Annotated in this window: 10 protein-coding genes and 2 tRNA genes; 8 read left to right on the plus strand and 4 right to left on the minus strand. The window is 73.4% G+C overall.

Annotation, left to right across the window (positions count from 1 at the left end; translation table 11 throughout):
• Window positions 1-92: 92 nt before the first annotated feature.
• Window positions 93-1,586 (plus strand): pyridoxal-phosphate dependent enzyme, encoded by a 1,494-nt coding sequence (locus CITRI_RS0103330; protein WP_010143180.1) that lies wholly within the window; start codon window positions 93-95, stop codon window positions 1,584-1,586.
• Between the two features lie 43 nt (window positions 1,587-1,629).
• A complete protein-coding gene (locus CITRI_RS0103335) occupies window positions 1,630-2,874 on the plus strand; it encodes a cystathionine gamma-synthase (RefSeq protein WP_010143181.1) in 1,245 nt (414 codons plus the stop codon).
• On the opposite strand, the gene CITRI_RS0103340 is transcribed toward CITRI_RS0103335, so the two are convergent.
• Window positions 2,861-3,424 (minus strand): hypothetical protein, encoded by a 564-nt coding sequence (locus tag CITRI_RS0103340; RefSeq protein WP_010143182.1) that lies wholly within the window; start codon window positions 3,422-3,424, stop codon window positions 2,861-2,863. The two genes, CITRI_RS0103335 and CITRI_RS0103340, sit on opposite strands and share 14 nt — an antisense overlap.
• Window positions 3,425-3,775: 351 nt before the next feature.
• Between CITRI_RS0103340 and CITRI_RS16140 the strand changes: the two genes are divergently transcribed.
• From CITRI_RS16140 to CITRI_RS0103370, 6 genes are all read left to right on the plus strand, one after another.
• A complete protein-coding gene (locus CITRI_RS16140; protein WP_010143183.1) occupies window positions 3,776-5,671 on the plus strand; it encodes a DEAD/DEAH box helicase in 1,896 nt (631 codons plus the stop codon).
• Between the two features lie 70 nt (window positions 5,672-5,741).
• Window positions 5,742-5,813, plus strand: a tRNA-Thr gene (locus CITRI_RS0103350).
• Window positions 5,814-5,869: 56 nt separating this feature from the next.
• Window positions 5,870-5,943 (plus strand) — tRNA-Met (locus tag CITRI_RS0103355).
• A 176-nt stretch (window positions 5,944-6,119) separates the two neighbouring features.
• On the plus strand, window positions 6,120-7,532 hold the full coding sequence (locus tag CITRI_RS0103360; protein ID WP_010143184.1) for an MFS transporter: 1,413 nt from the start codon (window positions 6,120-6,122) through the stop codon (window positions 7,530-7,532).
• Window positions 7,525-9,714 carry a molybdopterin oxidoreductase family protein gene (locus tag CITRI_RS0103365; RefSeq protein ID WP_029139011.1) on the plus strand — a complete coding sequence of 730 codons (2,190 nt, stop codon included), beginning with the start codon at window positions 7,525-7,527 and terminating at the stop codon, window positions 9,712-9,714. Before CITRI_RS0103360 ends, CITRI_RS0103365 begins: the two co-directional genes overlap by 8 nt.
• Window positions 9,707-11,278 carry an FAD-dependent oxidoreductase gene (locus tag CITRI_RS0103370; RefSeq protein WP_029139012.1) on the plus strand — a complete coding sequence of 524 codons (1,572 nt, stop codon included), beginning with the start codon at window positions 9,707-9,709 and terminating at the stop codon, window positions 11,276-11,278. Before CITRI_RS0103365 ends, CITRI_RS0103370 begins: the two co-directional genes overlap by 8 nt.
• On the opposite strand, the gene CITRI_RS0103375 is transcribed toward CITRI_RS0103370, so the two are convergent.
• From CITRI_RS0103375 to nirB, 3 genes are read right to left on the minus strand one after another with little or no spacing between them, the layout of a single operon-like run.
• Window positions 11,250-12,374, minus strand: coding sequence for a uroporphyrinogen-III synthase (locus CITRI_RS0103375; protein WP_010143188.1), 1,125 nt, complete (start codon window positions 12,372-12,374; stop codon window positions 11,250-11,252). The genes CITRI_RS0103370 and CITRI_RS0103375 overlap by 29 nt on opposite strands.
• A complete protein-coding gene (cobA, locus tag CITRI_RS0103380; RefSeq protein ID WP_010143189.1) occupies window positions 12,371-13,150 on the minus strand; it encodes a uroporphyrinogen-III C-methyltransferase in 780 nt (259 codons plus the stop codon). The genes CITRI_RS0103375 and cobA overlap by 4 nt, the downstream gene beginning before the upstream one ends.
• Window positions 13,147-15,675 (minus strand): nitrite reductase large subunit NirB, encoded by a 2,529-nt coding sequence (gene nirB, locus CITRI_RS0103385; protein WP_040385442.1) that lies wholly within the window; start codon window positions 15,673-15,675, stop codon window positions 13,147-13,149. The genes cobA and nirB overlap by 4 nt, the downstream gene beginning before the upstream one ends.
• Window positions 15,676-15,732 lie beyond the last annotated feature (57 nt).

Raw genomic sequence — 15,732 nt, forward strand, 5'->3', positions numbered from 1 at the left:
CTCCATTCTCCCGCACGCCGGCGGTCACGCGGATTCACGCTATTGCCGCCCCGGACCGGCCCGGCGGTAGCGTGGAGCCCATGACAGAGCAGATGCACTATGCCGAGAACGTTCTCGGGCTCATCGGCAACACCCCGCTGGTGAAGCTCAACCGGGTCACCGAGGGCATCAGCGCCACCGTGCTGGTCAAGCCCGAGTACCTCAACCCGGGCGGATCGGTGAAGGACCGCATCGCCCTGGCGATGATCGAGAACGCCGAGGCCGAGGGGAAGCTGGCCGCCGGCGGCACCGTGGTCGAGCCGACCTCCGGCAACACCGGCGTCGGCCTGGCGCTGGTGGCCCAGCTCAAGGGCTACCACTCCGTCTTCGTCACCCCGGACAAGGTCGGCCAGGAGAAGCGGGACGTGCTGCGCGCCTACGGCGCCGAGGTCGTCGTGACCAAGACCTCCGTGGCCCCGGAGTCCGAGGAGTCCTACTACGGCGTGGCCAACCGCCTCGAGCGGGACATCCCGGGCGCCTACCAGCCGAACCAGTTCTTCAACCCCTCCGCCCCGCAGTCCCACTACCAGACGACCGGCCCGGAGATCTGGCGGGACACCGCCGGGCGCCTGACCCACGTCGTCATCGGCGCCGGCACCGGCGGGACCGTCACCGGCACCGGCCGGTACCTCAAGGAGGTCTCGGCCGGCCGCGCGTCGGGCCCGGTCAAGGTGGTCGTCGCGGACCCGGACGGTTCCATCTACTCCGGCGGCACCGGTCGCCCGTACTTCGTGGAAGGCGTCGGCGAGGACATGATGCCCGGGAACTACGACCCGTCCGTGCCGGACGAGGTGATCGCGGTGGACGACGCCGCCTCCTTCGAGATGACCCGCCGCCTGGCGGCCGAGGAGGGGCTGCTCGTGGGCGGGTCCTCCGGGATGGCCGTCGTGGCCGGGCTGCAGGCTGCCCGGGACCTCGGCGAGGACGACGTCATGGTGATCATCCTGCCGGACTCCGGCCGCGGCTACCTGGGCAAGATCTTCAACGACGGCTGGATGGACGAGCAGGGCTTCGAGACGGCGCCGGTCGAGTCCGTGCTGCCGGCCGGCGGGGTGCCCGGGGGAGTGCCCGACGTCGGTGCCGCCGCCACCGCACCGGGTGCCGCGGGCGGTGCCCCCGCAGGCCACTGGGAGGGCACCGTGAAGGACCTGCTCGCCGCGAAGTCCTCGGTGCTGCCCGGTTCCCTGCCGGACGTCGTGACGGCCCCGAAGGACGCCACCCTGGCCGACGCGATCTTCACCATGAACCGCTTCGGCGTGGACGCCCTGCCGGTGGTCAGCGCCCCGCGCGACGACCTGCGCGTGGGCGAGGTGCTCGGCGCGGTGGACGTGGGGGCGCTGACCGACCTGCTGGCCTCCGGCCGGGCCCGTCCGACGGACGCGGTCCTCGACCACGCCGGCCCGGCCCTGCCGAAGGTCAACGTCCACGCGACCCTGGCCCAGGCCCGCGAGGCACTGCGCACCGCCCCCGCCCTGATGGCCACCCATCACGGCGTGGTGACCGGCATCGTCACCCTGCATGACCTGCTGGCCCGCGTGGCCCGCTGACCTGATCTCCCGCTCTCCCGTTGTCCCGCTGAAAGGATCCGTCATGACCGAACGTGCTGCCGAGCCCGCCGAGAACGTCCAGACCGACCGGCCCGCCGGGGCGGAGGACTACGACTACACCCTCCACCCCACGTCCGGCTTCAACACCCGCGCGATCCACGCCGGCCAGGCCTTCGAGCCGATCACCGGCGCGGTCGTGCCGCCGGTGCACCTCTCCACCACCTACGCCCCCGAGTCCATCGGCACCCTGCGCCGGGGCTATGACTACGGCCGCGGCACCAACCCCACCCGTGACGCCCTGCAGGAGCAGCTCGCCGCGCTCGAGGGTGGCGTGGACGGCGCGGCGCGGGCCTTCACCTTCGGCTCGGGGCTGGCCGCCGAGAACGCGCTGATCCACGCGGTGGCCGCCCCCGGGGCCCACATCGTCATGGGCAACGACGTCTACGGCGGCACCTACCGCCTCATCGACAGGATCCTGGGCCCGTGGGGCATCGGCCACACGGTGGTGGACATGGGTGACGTGAACGCCGTCGAGCAGGCCATGGCCGCCTCGAAGGCCTCCATCCTGTGGCTGGAGACCCCCTCCAACCCGCTGATGAAGGTCTCCGACATCGCCGCCCTCGCGGACGTCGCCCACTCCGGTGGCGCGCTGCTCGTGGTGGACAACACCTTCGCCACGCCCTACCTCCAGCTTCCGCTCGAGCTGGGCGCTGACGTCGTGGTGCACTCCACCACGAAGTACATCGGCGGGCACTCGGACGTGATCGGCGGCGCCGTGGTGGTCAACGACCCGGAGATCGCGGACAAGGTCCAGTTCCAGCAGTTCGCCGCCGGTGCGGTCAACGGCCCCCTGGACGCCTACCTGACCACCCGCGGGCTCAAGACCCTGGGCGTGCGGATGGACCGGCACGTGGCCAACGCCTCCACGATCGCCACCTGGCTGCAGGACCGTCCCGGCGTGGAGCGCGTCCTCTACCCGGGGCTGCCGGACCACCCCGGCCACGAGCTGGCCGCGCGGCAGATGCGCGGCTTCGGCGGCATGGTCTCCGTGCAGTTCACGGGCGGGGCCGCGGCCGCGAAGAAGGTGGCCGAGTCCACACGGCTGTTCCAGCTCGCCGAGTCCCTGGGCGGCATCGAGTCGCTGATGAACTACCCGGCCGAGATGACCCACGCCTCCGTGGCCGGCACCGAGCTGGCCGTGCCGGACAACCTGGTGCGCCTGTCCGTGGGCATCGAGGACGTGGCCGACCTGATCGACGACCTGGACCGGGCGATCAGCTCGCTCTGAGCCGGCGGCGCACCGGGGGCAGCCACAGCAGGGCGGCCCCCGCCAGCAGGACCGCGGCGATGGCGATCAGGGCGGGGTTCCCGCGCAGGACCAGGGGGATGCCCACGATCACCGCGACCCCGGTCAGCAGGCCGGCCGCGCTGCGCCGGCAGCGCATCAGCTGGACGGCGCCGATCCCGGTGGCCACGGTGAGCACGCCGGTGAGGCCGGCCAGGACGTACTGGCCGGCCGCACCGTCGAGCGGTGCCTCCGGGACGGCGTCGGTGCGTCCCGTGAGGCCGGCCACCAGGAACGCGGTGGCCAGCAGGAGGAACAGCACCGTCACCACACCCCACCACCAGCGGGCGGTCCGCAGCAGCACGGAGCCCCCGACGTCGGCGCGCGCCTGGCGACGTCGCCGCTCCTCGCGCTCGAGCCGGGCCTCGGCCTCCGCCCGCTCCTGACGGGCGGCGCGGGCCCGCTCGGCGTCCTGACGCTGTCCGTCGAGGAACGAGCGCGTGGCCTTGCCGGCGGCGCGGGCGAAGCGGTGGTCGGGGTTCTCGTGAGGCACGTCTCGAGCCTAACGGCAGGGCCGGGGCCCGGGATGCGTTAGACTGGATCCACCATTCCGGTCAGAACCCCTGTGTACGCCCTCGCGAAGGGCGTCGAGTTGTGTGGCCCCTCCCGACACCGTGTCGGAGCAGCGGGCGGCCGGTCCTTCACACCCCAGCCGTTCCTCCGTCGAGGTCGTGGCCCGCCCGTGCGGTGACCATCCCCTGACGGAACCGGCCGGGCGCGGACCGCCAGGTGAGTATGGAACGGGCGTGATGTTGGACCGCGCCTCGGGGAGCACCGGAGAGAAGCAATCCGTTGCGTTGCGGCGCCCAACCGGCCGCACACCCGACCCTGAAAAGGAACACCCGTGTCCGAACACGCCCAGAATGACCACGCCCAGGCCCAGGCCGAGACCGACACCCCGACCGAGACCGACGCCCTGACCGAGACCCCGGCGGGCCCGGCCTTCTCCACCCTCGGCATCGACAGCCGGGTCCTGGCCGCCATCGAGGACCTCGGCTACGAGACGCCCTCGCCGATCCAGGCCGAGACCATCCCGCTGCTGCTGGAGGGCCGCGACGTCGTCGGGCTGGCCCAGACCGGTACCGGCAAGACCGCCGCCTTCGCCGTCCCGGCGCTGTCCCGGCTCGCCGAGCTCGCCGACGTCAACGGCCCCGCGAACACCCCGCAGATCCTCGTGCTGGCCCCGACCCGCGAACTGGCCCTGCAGGTCGCCGAGGCCTTCACCACCTACGCCAAGCACATCAAGGGCGTCACCGTGCTGCCCGTCTACGGCGGTGCGCCCTACGGGCCGCAGCTGTCCGGGCTCCGCCGCGGCGCCCAGGTCGTCGTGGGCACCCCGGGGCGCGTGATCGACCACCTCCAGAAGGGGTCCCTGGACCTGTCCGACCTGCAGTACATGGTGCTGGACGAGGCGGACGAGATGCTGCGCATGGGCTTCGCCGAGGAGGTGGACCAGATCCTGTCCGCCACCCCGGACCAGAAGCAGACCGCCCTGTTCTCGGCCACCATGCCGCGCGCCATCCAGCGCATCTCCGGCAAGTACCTCAACGACCCGGTCGAGGTCACCGTCGCCGCGAAGAACACCACCGCCGGCAACATCCGCCAGCGCTTCCTCCAGGTCACCCACCAGTGGAAGCTGGAGGCCATGACCCGCATCCTCGAGACCGAGGAGCACGACGGCGTGATCGCCTTCGTGCGGACCCGTAACGCCACCGAGGAGCTCACCACCAAGCTCAACGCCCGTGGCTTCCGCGCCGCCGCCATCTCCGGTGACGTGGCGCAGAACCAGCGCGAGAAGACCGTGGAGAACCTGCGCGCCGGCCGCATCGACATCCTGGTGGCCACCGACGTCGCGGCCCGCGGCCTCGACGTGGAGCGCATCAGCCACGTCATCAACTACGACATCCCGCACGACACGGAGTCCTACGTCCACCGCATCGGCCGCACCGGCCGCGCCGGCCGCTCCGGGGACGCCGTGCTGTTCATGACACCGCGGGAGAAGTACCTGCTGCGTTCCATCGAGAAGGCCACGCGCCAGACCGTGGAGCAGATGCCCATGCCGTCGGTGGCGGACGTGAACTCCTCCCGCCTGGACAAGTTCAGCTCCCAGATCACCCAGACCCTGGCCGAGGGCGAGCTGGAGGTCTTCCGGGACCTGGTGGACTCCTACGTGGAGGAGAACGACGTGGCCCCCGAGGACGTCGCCGCGGCCCTGGCGAAGATGGCCCAGGGCGGGCGGCCGCTGCTGGCCGAGGAGCCGGACCTGCCGCCGGCGAAGATGGCCCGCCGCGACCGGGACTTCGACGGCAATGACCGCGGCGCGCGGGACGGCCGGGGCTCCCGTGGCCCGCAGCGCGGCCCCGCGGAGGGCAACGCCACGTACCGGATCGCCCTGGGCCGCCAGGACCGGGTGCAGCCGGGCAACATCGTGGGTGCCCTCGCCAACGAGGCCGGGCTGCGCTCGAGCCAGATCGGGCACATCGACATCCGTTCGAACCACTCCCTCGTGGAACTGCCGGAGAACCTGACGGGCCAGCAGTGGGACGCCCTGGGCAACACCACCATCAACGGCCGCCCCATCGGCCTGCAGCTGGACACCGGCCGCCCCACGCGCTCCGAGCGCGAGGGCAAGCCGTTCCGCTCCGGCGGTGCCCACAAGGGCGGGCACAAGGGCGGTTTCAAGGGTGGCTTCAAGGGCGGTCGGAAGTCCTTCGACAAGCCCTCGCGCGACCGGTACTGACCGGTGACGGACGTGGCACTCCACCCCGATTTCGCATCCGCGGAAATCGCTGGTAGAGTTTCACGTCGTTGCCCCGATAGCTCAGTGGTAGAGCGCCATCTTGGTAAGATGGAGGTCCCGGGATCGATTCCCGGTCGGGGCTCTGGAATGAGAGCCCGTGCGCAGTATGTATCCGCGGCACGGGCGCTCTCATTTCATGGCGGCGTAGCTCAGCTGGTTAGAGCGCACGACTCATAATCGTGAGGTCGGGGGATCGAGTCCCCCCGCCGCTACGGACGAGGACCTGGACCCCGGTGGGGTCCGGGTCCTTTTTCGTGGGGCCGGTCATCTCACAGACCGGCCGGGGACCGGTGAGACACGTTTTCCCTCCCCGAAACCATTCCGCGACGCCCGCGGAAACACCCTCCTGGCAACGTGGCGGTCAACCGCGAGCCGAGAGGAACCCGCCATGGCCCTGACCGAGGACCGCACCTTCACCGCCCCCGCCCCCGAGGCCGTCCCGGGAGCACCGCCCACGGACCGGCTCGTCGTGGGTCCCGGCCGCTGGGTGTCCAACTGGCAGCCGGAGGAGCCGCGGTTCTGGAACGGTCCCGGGCGGCCCGCCGCCCGGCAGAACCTGTACTGGTCCGTGTTCTGCGAGTTCCTCGGTTTCGCCGTCTGGCAACTGTGGTCCGTCACGGTCGTGTTCCTGCCGGCCGCCGGCTTCGACCTGAGCACCTCACAGCAGTTCTGGCTCGTGTCCCTGCCACCGCTCGTCGGCGCCGTGCTGCGGGTGCCGTACAGCTTCACGGTGGCCCTGTTCGGCGGGCGCAACTGGACGGTCATCTCCGCCCTGTTGCTGCTGGTCCCCACGGTCGCGCTGGCCGTCGCGCTGTCGAGCCCGGACACGCCGGTCTGGGTCCTGTTCGCCGTCGCCGCCACGGCCGGTTTCGGCGGAGGCAACTTCGCCAGCTCGATGGCCAACATCACCTTCTTCTTCCCGGCCCAGGAGAAGGGGGCGGCCCTGGGCCTCAACGCGGCCGGCGGCAACATCGGCGTGGCCGTCGCGCAGTTCGCGGTCCCGCTCGCCGTGACCGTGCTCGCCATCGGTACCTTCGGCCCCGCCCTGCCGATGGCCGGTCTGGTCTGGATCCCGCTGATCCTGATCGCCGCCTGGGGCGCGCACCGCTACATGCACAACCTGTCCCACGCCCGCAACGACCTCAAGGGCTCCCTCTCGGCGTTGCGGGAACCGCACCTGTGGCTGATCGCCCTGATCTACATCGGCACCTTCGGCTCGTTCATGGGATTCGGCTCGGTCTTCCCCACCCTGATCTCGATCATGTTCCCGGCCTTCTCGGGCCTCGAGTTGTGGGGCGCGGTGATCTCGATGGCGTTCCTCGGTCCCCTCGTGGGCTCGCTCGCCCGCCCCTTCGGCGGCAGGCTGGCCGATCGGCGGGGCGGGGCCACCGTCACCCTGGCCTGCTTCCTCGCGATGGCCGCGGTCACCGCCGGCGTGGTGCTCACGCTGCCCTGGCAGAACTTCTGGCTCTACCTCGGACTGTTCCTGGCCCTGTTCACCCTCACGGGGATCGCCAACGGCTCCAGCTACCGGATGATCCCACTCGTCTTCCGCCTGACCGTCCGGGCGGACGACCCGGTCGGTCATGAGCGCAAGTCCTCCGCGGCCCTGGGCCTGATCGGTGCCGTCGGGGGCTTCGGCGGATTCATGATCCCCCAGGCCCTGCGGGCCTCCCACAGCGCCCACGGGTCCTTCGACGCCGCCTTCTGGGCCCTCGCGGCCGCCTACCTCGTCCTGGCGGCCTTCACCTACCTCGTCTACCGCCGCCCCGGCTCGATGCTGGCCCGAGCCCATGTCTGAACCGGTCCGGACCACCACGCACTGCCCCTACTGCGCCCTGCAGTGCTCGATGACCCTCACGGTCGAGGAGGCCGGTCCCGGGGCTCCGTCCGTGGCGGTGGCGGGTGCGGAGTTCCCCACCAACCGCGGCCGGCTCTGCCGCAAGGGGGCCACCGCCGCCGCGCTGCTGGGGGACCGCCCCGACCGCCTGAGCACCCCGCTGCTCCGGGACACCAAGGGTGGCCCCCTCCGGGAGGCCTCCTGGGACGAGGCCCTCGGCCGGGTGGCCACCCGCATCGCCGCGATGCAGGGCACCCACGGCCCGGATGCCGTCGGGGTCTTCGGGTCCGGCTCGCTGACGAACGAGAAGGCCTACACCCTGGGCAAGTTCGCCCGGACCGCCCTGCGCACCTCGCGGATCGACTACAACGGCCGGTTCTGCATGGCCTCCGCCGCCAAGGCCTCCACCGAGGTCCTGGGGCTCGACCGCGGACTGCCCTTCCCCCTGACCGACCTGGACGACGCCTGCACCGTGCTGCTGCTGGGCTCCAACGTGGCGGACACCATGCCGCCGTTCGTCCAGCACCTGGAGAGTGCCCGCGACCGGGGCGGGCTGATCGTCGTGGACCCGCGACGCTCCAGCACCGCGCAGCTGACGGCGGAGGGCTGCGGGCACCACATCGCCCCGGCCCCGGGCGGTGACCTGCCCCTGCTGCTGTCGGTGGCCCACGTGATCCTCGCCGAGGGCCTGGAGGACGGAGACTACCTCCATCACCGGACCACGGGACTGGCCGCCTTCCGCCGGTCCGTGGGGGACTGGTGGCCGGAGCGCGCCCAGACGGTGACCGGGGTGTCGGCCGGGCGCATCCGGTGGCTGGCGCGGCACCTGGCCGCCGCGGCCCGGGCCGCCAGGGCCGGCGGGGATCCGGTCTTCATCCTCACCGGGCGGGGCGTGGAGCAGCACCGCGACGGAACGGACACCGCGCGCGCGGCCATCAGCCTGGCGCTGCTCCTCGGCCTGCCGGGGACGCGAGGTGGCGGTTACGGCACCCTCACCGGCCAGGGCAACGGCCAGGGGGGCCGGGAGATGGGCCAGAAGGCGGACCAGCTGCCCGGCCTGCGGTCCATCACGGACCCGGCCGACCGCGAGGCCGTGGCACGTCAGTGGGGGACCACCGCCGCGTCGCTGCCCGGTCCCGGCCTGCCGGCGACCCAGCTGCTGCACACCCTCGGAACGCCCCGGGGCGTCCGGGGGCTGCTCGTGCACGGTGCCAACGTCGTCGTCTCCGCCCCGGACGCCACTCGCGTGGAGGCCGGCCTGCGGGCGCTGGAGCTGCTCGTGGTCTGCGACTTCTTCCTCTCCGAGACCGCCGGGCTGGCCGACGTGGTCCTGCCGGTCCTCCAGTGGGCCGAGGAGGACGGGACCATGACCAACCTCGAGGGCCGGGTCCTGCGCCGCCGCAAGGCCGTCGATGGTCCGCCCGGGGCCCGTTCGGAGCTCTGGATCCTGGCCGAGATCGCCCGCCGCCTCGGCAGTGAGGTCCCGCTGCCCGACGAACCCGCCGAGGCCTACGCCGAGATCCGCCGCGCGACGGCCGGGAGTCGGGCCGACTACTCGGCGCTGGCGTGGGAACGGATCGGCGAGGTGGCCCCGTACTGGCCCCTCACCGAACCCCTCACCGGCACCGGCCCCCAGGAGGTGACCGTCAGCGGGGAACCGGTGGTCGGAACGCCCCGGGTATTCACCGAGCGCTTCGGCCATGCCGACGGCAGGGCCCGTCTCGGGGCGATCCACGTCCGTGCGCCGCAACCGGCCTCCGCCCAGGGACTGACGCTCACCACCGGACGGCTCATGGAGCACTACCAGTCCGGCACCCAGACCCGGCGGGTACCGGCCCTGCTGGCCGTCCACCCCGAGGCAACCGTCAGCGTGCACCCGGCCACGGCCGGCCGGCTGGCCCTCGAGGACGGCGCCCCGGCCGAGCTGCGCAGTGCCGCCGGGACCCTCCGGGCCCGCGTGGTGCTCGACGCCGGCCTGCGCACGGACACCGTGTTCGTCCCCTTCCACTTCACCGGTCAGGGCACGGCCAACCGGCTGACGGCCGGACTGCTGGACCCGCACAGCCAGATGCCGGAGTTCAAGAACACCCCGGTGACCCTCCACCCGGTCCGCCAGCCCGCTGAGGGGTCATGCCATGAGTAGTCACGTGGTGGTCGTGGGGTGCGGGCCCGTGGCGGCCCGGCTGGTCCAGGAACTGCGCCCGGCACTGGAGTCCGGCGCCGTGCGCATGACCGTCCTGGGGGCAGAACCGGTCCCGGCCTACCAGCGGATCCGCCTGGGGGACGTGGCCAGCGGGCGCATCCGGGGCGGAGACCTGTCCATGCTGGACCCGGGAGAGCTCGCGGCGATCGGCGTCGAGATCCGGACCGGGACCACCGTGACGGGCCTCGACCGCGCCCGGCGGACGGTGCGCCTCGGCCGGGGCGACCGGGCCGCGGCCACGCTCGCCTACGACCGCCTGGTCCTGGCCACGGGCGCCGAGGCGGTCATCCCGGACTTCCCGGTGTCCGGCGCCGTGGGCCGGGGCATCTCGGTCGCGGCCTCGGCGGGTCGGCGGCCGGTCGGCGTCATGGCGCTGCGCGAGATGTCCGAGGCCGAGCAGCTGGTCCGCGCCGTGCGCGCCGGCAGGCCCGTCGTGGTGCTCGGTGGCGGGGTCCTGGGCGTGGAGGCGGCCCTGGCGCTCGCCGAGGTGGGCGCCCCCGTCACCCTGCTGCACCGCGGACACCTGCCCCTGGGGCGCCAATTGGACCCCGATGCCGGCCGCCTGCTGTTGCGCCAGCTCACCGGGGCCGGGGTGCAGGTCCGGCCGGACTGCGGGGTCCAGGAGCTCGAGGTCAGCGCCCGCGCCGAGGACCGGGCCACCGCCGCGGACGGCGTCCCCCACCTCGTGGGCCTCCGCACCACCCAGGGGCGGCGGATCCCCGCGGCGCTGCTCGTGGCCTGCACGGGCGTCCGGGCCCGGGACCGGCTCGCCGCCGACGCCGGACTGCGCACCCTGCCCCGCGGCGGGGTGGTCGTGGACGGTGACGGGCGGTGCCCCGACGACCCGGCCGTCTTCGCCATCGGTGACTGCGCCGCGCCGTCGGGTGCCCGGCCGAGCGGGCTCATCGGCCCCGGCTGGGACCAGGCCCGGGCCACCGCCCTCGCCCTGCGCGAGGACCTGGGCTGCCCGGCCGCCGTCGAGCTCGATGCCGCCGGACGGCCGGTGCACGGCCCCGAGGCGTCCCCACACCGGCTGGATCCGCTCGTCGTGAAGTCGCACTCGTTGTCCGTGGCCTGCGCCGGGGACCCGGACGCGGACCCCTGGGACCCGGACGGGCCGAGCGTCTCCACGTGGGCGGACCCGGGGGCCGGGCAGTACCTGCGCATCGTCACCGACGGGGAGCGGATGCTCGGGTTCGTGGCGATCGGACTGCCCCGGTCCGCGGCGGAGCTGTCCCGTCATGCCCTGACCGGTGTCCTGCCCGCGGCGGACCGGTCCGCGCTGCTGGCCCTGGAACACGCCGCGGGGGACCGCGCCCTGGGACCGGAGGACGTGCTCTGCCGGTGCTCGGGCGCCACCGCCGGCCAGGTCGGCGACGCCGTGGCCGGCTGCACGACCGTGGACGAGGTCGGGAACCGCTGCGGGGCCGGGACCGGTTGCGGGACCTGCCGCGGGCGGATCGAGGAGATGCTGGCTAGACCGCCAGCCGATAGCCTCGTTTGACGACGGTGCTGACGACGCCCGCGACCGGCAGCTGCCGGCGCAGGCGCCAGACGAGCATCTCCAGGGCGTGCTCGGACTCGCACTGGCGCAGGGTCGCGACGAGGTGGGCGCGGGTCAGCACGGCGCCCCGCGCGTCCGCGAGTTCGCGCAGCAGCGCGAGCGGGCCGGGCGGAAGCCGCACGGGGCCGGCCGGCCGCTCGGTGAAGTGCACCTGGTCACCGCGGATCTCCAGGGGGCCCACGCGGGTGTCCACGCGGAGGACCCCCTGGTGTTCCAGGTGTTCGCACACCAGCCGGATCATGGCCCCCAGGCGCCAGCGGGAGGGGACCAGCGGACGCAGCCCGGCCTCGTGCAGCGGCCCGGCGGTCACGGTCCCGACGACGGCCGTCGCCACGTCCGCGCGCAGCGCCTCCAGGAGGGGCTCCAGGCGCCCGTACTGCTGGGCGACGGCGAGGAAGGCCTCGACCGCGGGGGCGGCCGTGAAGGTGAGCACGTCGAGCTGGCGGTCGATGGCGGCGTCGATCATCCGCAGCAGGTCCGAGTCCTGGGCCGGACGCGCCCACGTGTACGGCATCACGGTCAGCACCCGGGCCCCGGCCTTCTCGAGGCGGGAGACCTGCTGGTGGTCGAGCATGCCGTGCAGCTGGAAGGCCACGGTCCGTCCCCGGAGGTTCCGGGTGAGCAGCAGGTCCACGAGCGAGGCCGTGCGCTCGTCCTCCGGTGCGCCGACGTCCTCCAGTCCGGCGGCCCGGACGGCACCGCGGGCCTTGGGCCCGCGGACGAGGATCGAGGCGGCCTCCAGGGCGCGGTGGAGCTCGGGGCCGAGCCCGTAGGCGTCGGCGGCCTCCGTCCAGCGGCGCATCCCGTAGGCCGTGGTGATGACGGCGTAGTCCGGCAGGGCGTCGATGACCCGGCGCGTGTCCCGGTGCAGGGTGACTGACTCCGTCAGGGGGGCGATGCGCAGCGCCGGGGCGTGCATCACCTCGGCGCCGCGGCGCTGGAAGGCGCAGATGAGCTCGTCGCTGCGCCGGTCCGAGGTCACGCCGATGCGGAACCCGGCCAGGGTCTGGGGCAGCGCCGGGGGCAGGTCGCTCATGCGGTCCCTGCCACCCCGGCCAGCTCCCGCAACCGTTCCTCGGCCCCGGGCGCCAGCCGCACGACCTCCCCGATCACGAGGACCGCGGGGGAGCGCATGCCCTGGACGGCGGAGGCGGTGAGGATCTCCGCGAGCGGGGCGACGCAGACCCGCTGCCGCTCGGTGCACCCGCGCTCCACGATCCCCACCGGCATCCGGGGGTCCACGCCGTGGCGCATCAGCCCGGTGGCGGTGTGGCCGAGAGTGGCCATGCCCATGAGGACGACGGCGGTACCGCCCAGTCGCGCCAGTCCGGACAGTTCCAGCTCGGAGAGCGGGTCGTGGCCGGAGATCACGGTGAACGCCTTGCTCAGCCCGCGCGCGGTCACGGGGATCCCCGCCGCGGCCGGGGCCGCCACCGCGGAGGTGATGCCCGGGACCACGGTCACCGGGACCCCGGCCTCCTCGCAGGCGGCCACCTCCTCACTGCCGCGGCCGAAGACGAACGGGTCCCCGCCCTTGAGCCGGGCCACGCGCAGCCCGGCCAGGGCCGAGGCCACGATCAGCCGGTTGATCTCCGCCTGGGTGACCCTGTGGTGCCCGGGCTGCTTGCCGACGTCGACCAGGTGGGCGTGCGGCGCCCACGCGGCCAGGTCGTCCGTGGGGGCGAGCCGGTCGAAGTACACGACGTCGGCGTGGGACAGCACGCGCAGCGCGCGCACCGTCAGCAGGTCGCCCGCCCCGGGGCCGGCACCGATGAGCGCGACCGAGCCCGGTGCCGGCACCGCCCCGGTCACCGTTCACCCCGCACGGGGATGCGCGGTCCCGACAGGACCACGGAGTCCGCCCCGGCCGGCTCTGCCGACCTGGCCGGGGCATTGACGAACGTCCGGAACCGGCGTAACCGTTCGGGGTCCTCGAGGGTCGCGGCCCACTCGTCCCGGTAGGTCTGCAGGTGGTCGGCGACCACCCGTTCCAGGTCCGCGGCGATCCCGAGGGAGTCCTGCACCACCACGTCCTGCACGTGGTCGATCCCGCCGGGCAGCTCCTCCATCCACCGGGCCGTGCGCTGCAGGCGCTCGGCGGTGCGGATGTAGTAGACGACGTACCGGTCGATGTACCGCAGCAGCGTCTCATCGTCGAGGTCCTTGGCGAGCAGTACCGCGTGGGCCGGGGTGGCTCCTCCGTTGCCGCCCACGTAGAGGTTCCAGCCCTCGGAGGTGGCGATCACGCCGACGTCCTTGCCGCGGGCCTCGGCGCACTCCCGGGCGCACCCGGAGACGCCGAACTTCATCTTGTGGGGGCTGCGCAGCCCGCGGTAGCGCTCCTCGAGCCGGACGGCCATGGCCACGGAGTCCTGCACCCCGTAGCGGCACCACGTGGAGCCCGCGCAGGACTTCACGTTGCGCAGGGCCTTGCCGTAGGCCTGGCCGGACTCGAATCCGGCGTCCACGAGACGCCGCCAGATCGGGGGCAGCTGCTCCAGGGTCGCCCCGAACAGGTCGATCCGCTGAGCACCGGTGATCTTGGTGTACAGCCCGTAGTCCCGGGCCACCTCCGCGATCACCGCGAGCTTCTCCGGGGTGATCTCGCCGGCCGGGATGCGGGGGACCACCGAGTAGGTGCCGTCCTTCTGCAGGTTCGCCAGCGCACGGTCGTTGGTGTCCTGCAGTCCGCCGCGGTCCCCGTCGAGGATGTACTCGCCGTGCAGGGTGGCCAGCACGGAGGCCGCCACGGGCTTGCAGATGTCGCAACCGAGGTTCACGGCCGAGTCCGCGGGCGTGCCGAAGCGGGTGACGATCTCGCCGAAGGTGGTCAGCCGGGTGGACCGCACGGCCTCGAACAGTCCGGACCGGGACAGGGCGAAGTGCTCGCACAGCGCGGTGGAGACCTCCACCCCCAGCTCGACCAGTTGCCGCTCCATGACCTTCTGGGCCGCCGGCAGGCAGGAGCCGCACTGGGTCCCCACCCCGGTGCAGGCCTTGAGCCCGGCGAGGTCCGGACAGCCACCGCACACGGCCCGGCGCAGGTCCCCGGCGCTGACGTCACGGCAGGAGCAGACCTGGGCCTCGTCCGGCAGCGCCAGGTCCGGCGGGGCGCCGTTGCCGGCCGCGGAGAGGAACGCCCCGGCCTCCCCGGGCAGCTCACGTCCGAGCATGGGGCGCAGCGCCGCGTAGGGGCCCGCATCGCCCACGAAGACCCCGCCGAGCAGGGTGCGCGCGTCCTCGGAGACGACGAGCTTCTGGTAGACCCCGCCGGTGGGATCGGCGTACACGACCTCCAGGGCGCCGCGGGCCGAGGCGAGGCCGTCCCCGAAGCTGGCCACGTCCAGCCCGGCGAGCTTGAGCTTGGCGGCGGTGTCGAAACCGGGGAAGGTCCCGGAACCGCCGCACAGCCGGTCGGCGACCACCTCGGCCATCGTGTTGGCCGGAGCCACCAGGCCCATGCACTCGCCCCCGAAGCTGGCGGCCTCGCCGATCGCCCAGACATGCGGGGCCGACGTCGCACAGGTCTCGTCGATGACGAACCCGCCGCGGGGACCGATCTGCAGCACGCCGGCACCGAGCTCATCGCGGGCGGTGATGCCCGTGGCCGCGACCACCAGGTCCACCGGAAGGCCCTCGCCGGAGGGGAAGCGCAGCCAGCCACCCTCCAGTGCGCTGGGACGCTCGCCGAGCCGCAGGACGTACCCCTGGTCGCGCAGCAGGCGGTTGAGGGTGCGGCCGCCGAACTCGTCCAGCTGCGCGTTCATGACCCAGGGGCGGGAATGGACCACGGTGACGTCCGCGCCCAGGGCCCTCAGCCCGCCGGCGGCCTCCAGGCCCAGCAGGCCGCCGCCGATCACGGCGGTCTGCGGCGGGCGCCCCAGCCGGGTGGCGAGCTCCGCCACCCGGCCGCGCAACCGGTCGACGTCGTCGATGGTCCGGTAGACCTCCAGGTCCCCGGCCCCGGGGATCGCCGGGCGTGCGGCGTCGCTGCCGGTGGCCAGGACCAGGTCGTCCCAGCCCAGGGTGCTCCCGTCCGCCGTCGTCAGCGACCGCGCAGCGGGATCGATGGCGGTGACCCGGCATCCGGTGCGCAGGCTCACCCTCGGGTCGTCCCAGGGGCCGGAGCCGGAGCCCAGGGGCAGGTCGTCGGTGGCATCCAGGAAGCGCCGGGAGAGGGCCACGCGGTCATAGGGGGCCCGCGGCTCCTCGGTGAACAGGGACACCCGCAGGTCATCACCGCGGGCCAGCAGGGCCTCCACCAGCCGGTGGGCGGCGGGGCCGCCACCGACCACCGCCACGGTCCGGTTCGTCGGTCGGATCGGTCGCACAGTCATGGGTCCATCCCCTCGCATCGAAGGATCACCACGCTATGAGGGGGCCGTTTCCCCACC

It is taken from the genome of Citricoccus sp. CH26A (genome assembly GCF_000224415.1).
Lineage (GTDB): Bacteria > Actinomycetota > Actinomycetes > Actinomycetales > Micrococcaceae > Citricoccus.

Bases quoted from the DNA above. Each gene is read 5' to 3' on its own strand.
- CITRI_RS0103330 (WP_010143180.1), top strand. From the start codon at position 93: ATGCACTATGCCGAGAACGTTCTCGGGCTCATCGGCAACACCCCGCTG.
- CITRI_RS0103335 (WP_010143181.1), top strand. From the start codon at position 1,630: ATGACCGAACGTGCTGCCGAGCCCGCCGAGAACGTCCAGACCGACCGG.
- CITRI_RS0103360 (WP_010143184.1), top strand. From the start codon at position 6,120: ATGGCCCTGACCGAGGACCGCACCTTCACCGCCCCCGCCCCCGAGGCC.
- CITRI_RS0103365 (WP_029139011.1), top strand. From the start codon at position 7,525: ATGTCTGAACCGGTCCGGACCACCACGCACTGCCCCTACTGCGCCCTG.
- CITRI_RS0103370 (WP_029139012.1), top strand. From the start codon at position 9,707: ATGAGTAGTCACGTGGTGGTCGTGGGGTGCGGGCCCGTGGCGGCCCGG.
- CITRI_RS0103375 (WP_010143188.1), bottom strand. From the start codon at position 12,374: ATGAGCGACCTGCCCCCGGCGCTGCCCCAGACCCTGGCCGGGTTCCGC.
- nirB (WP_040385442.1), bottom strand. From the start codon at position 15,675: ATGACTGTGCGACCGATCCGACCGACGAACCGGACCGTGGCGGTGGTC.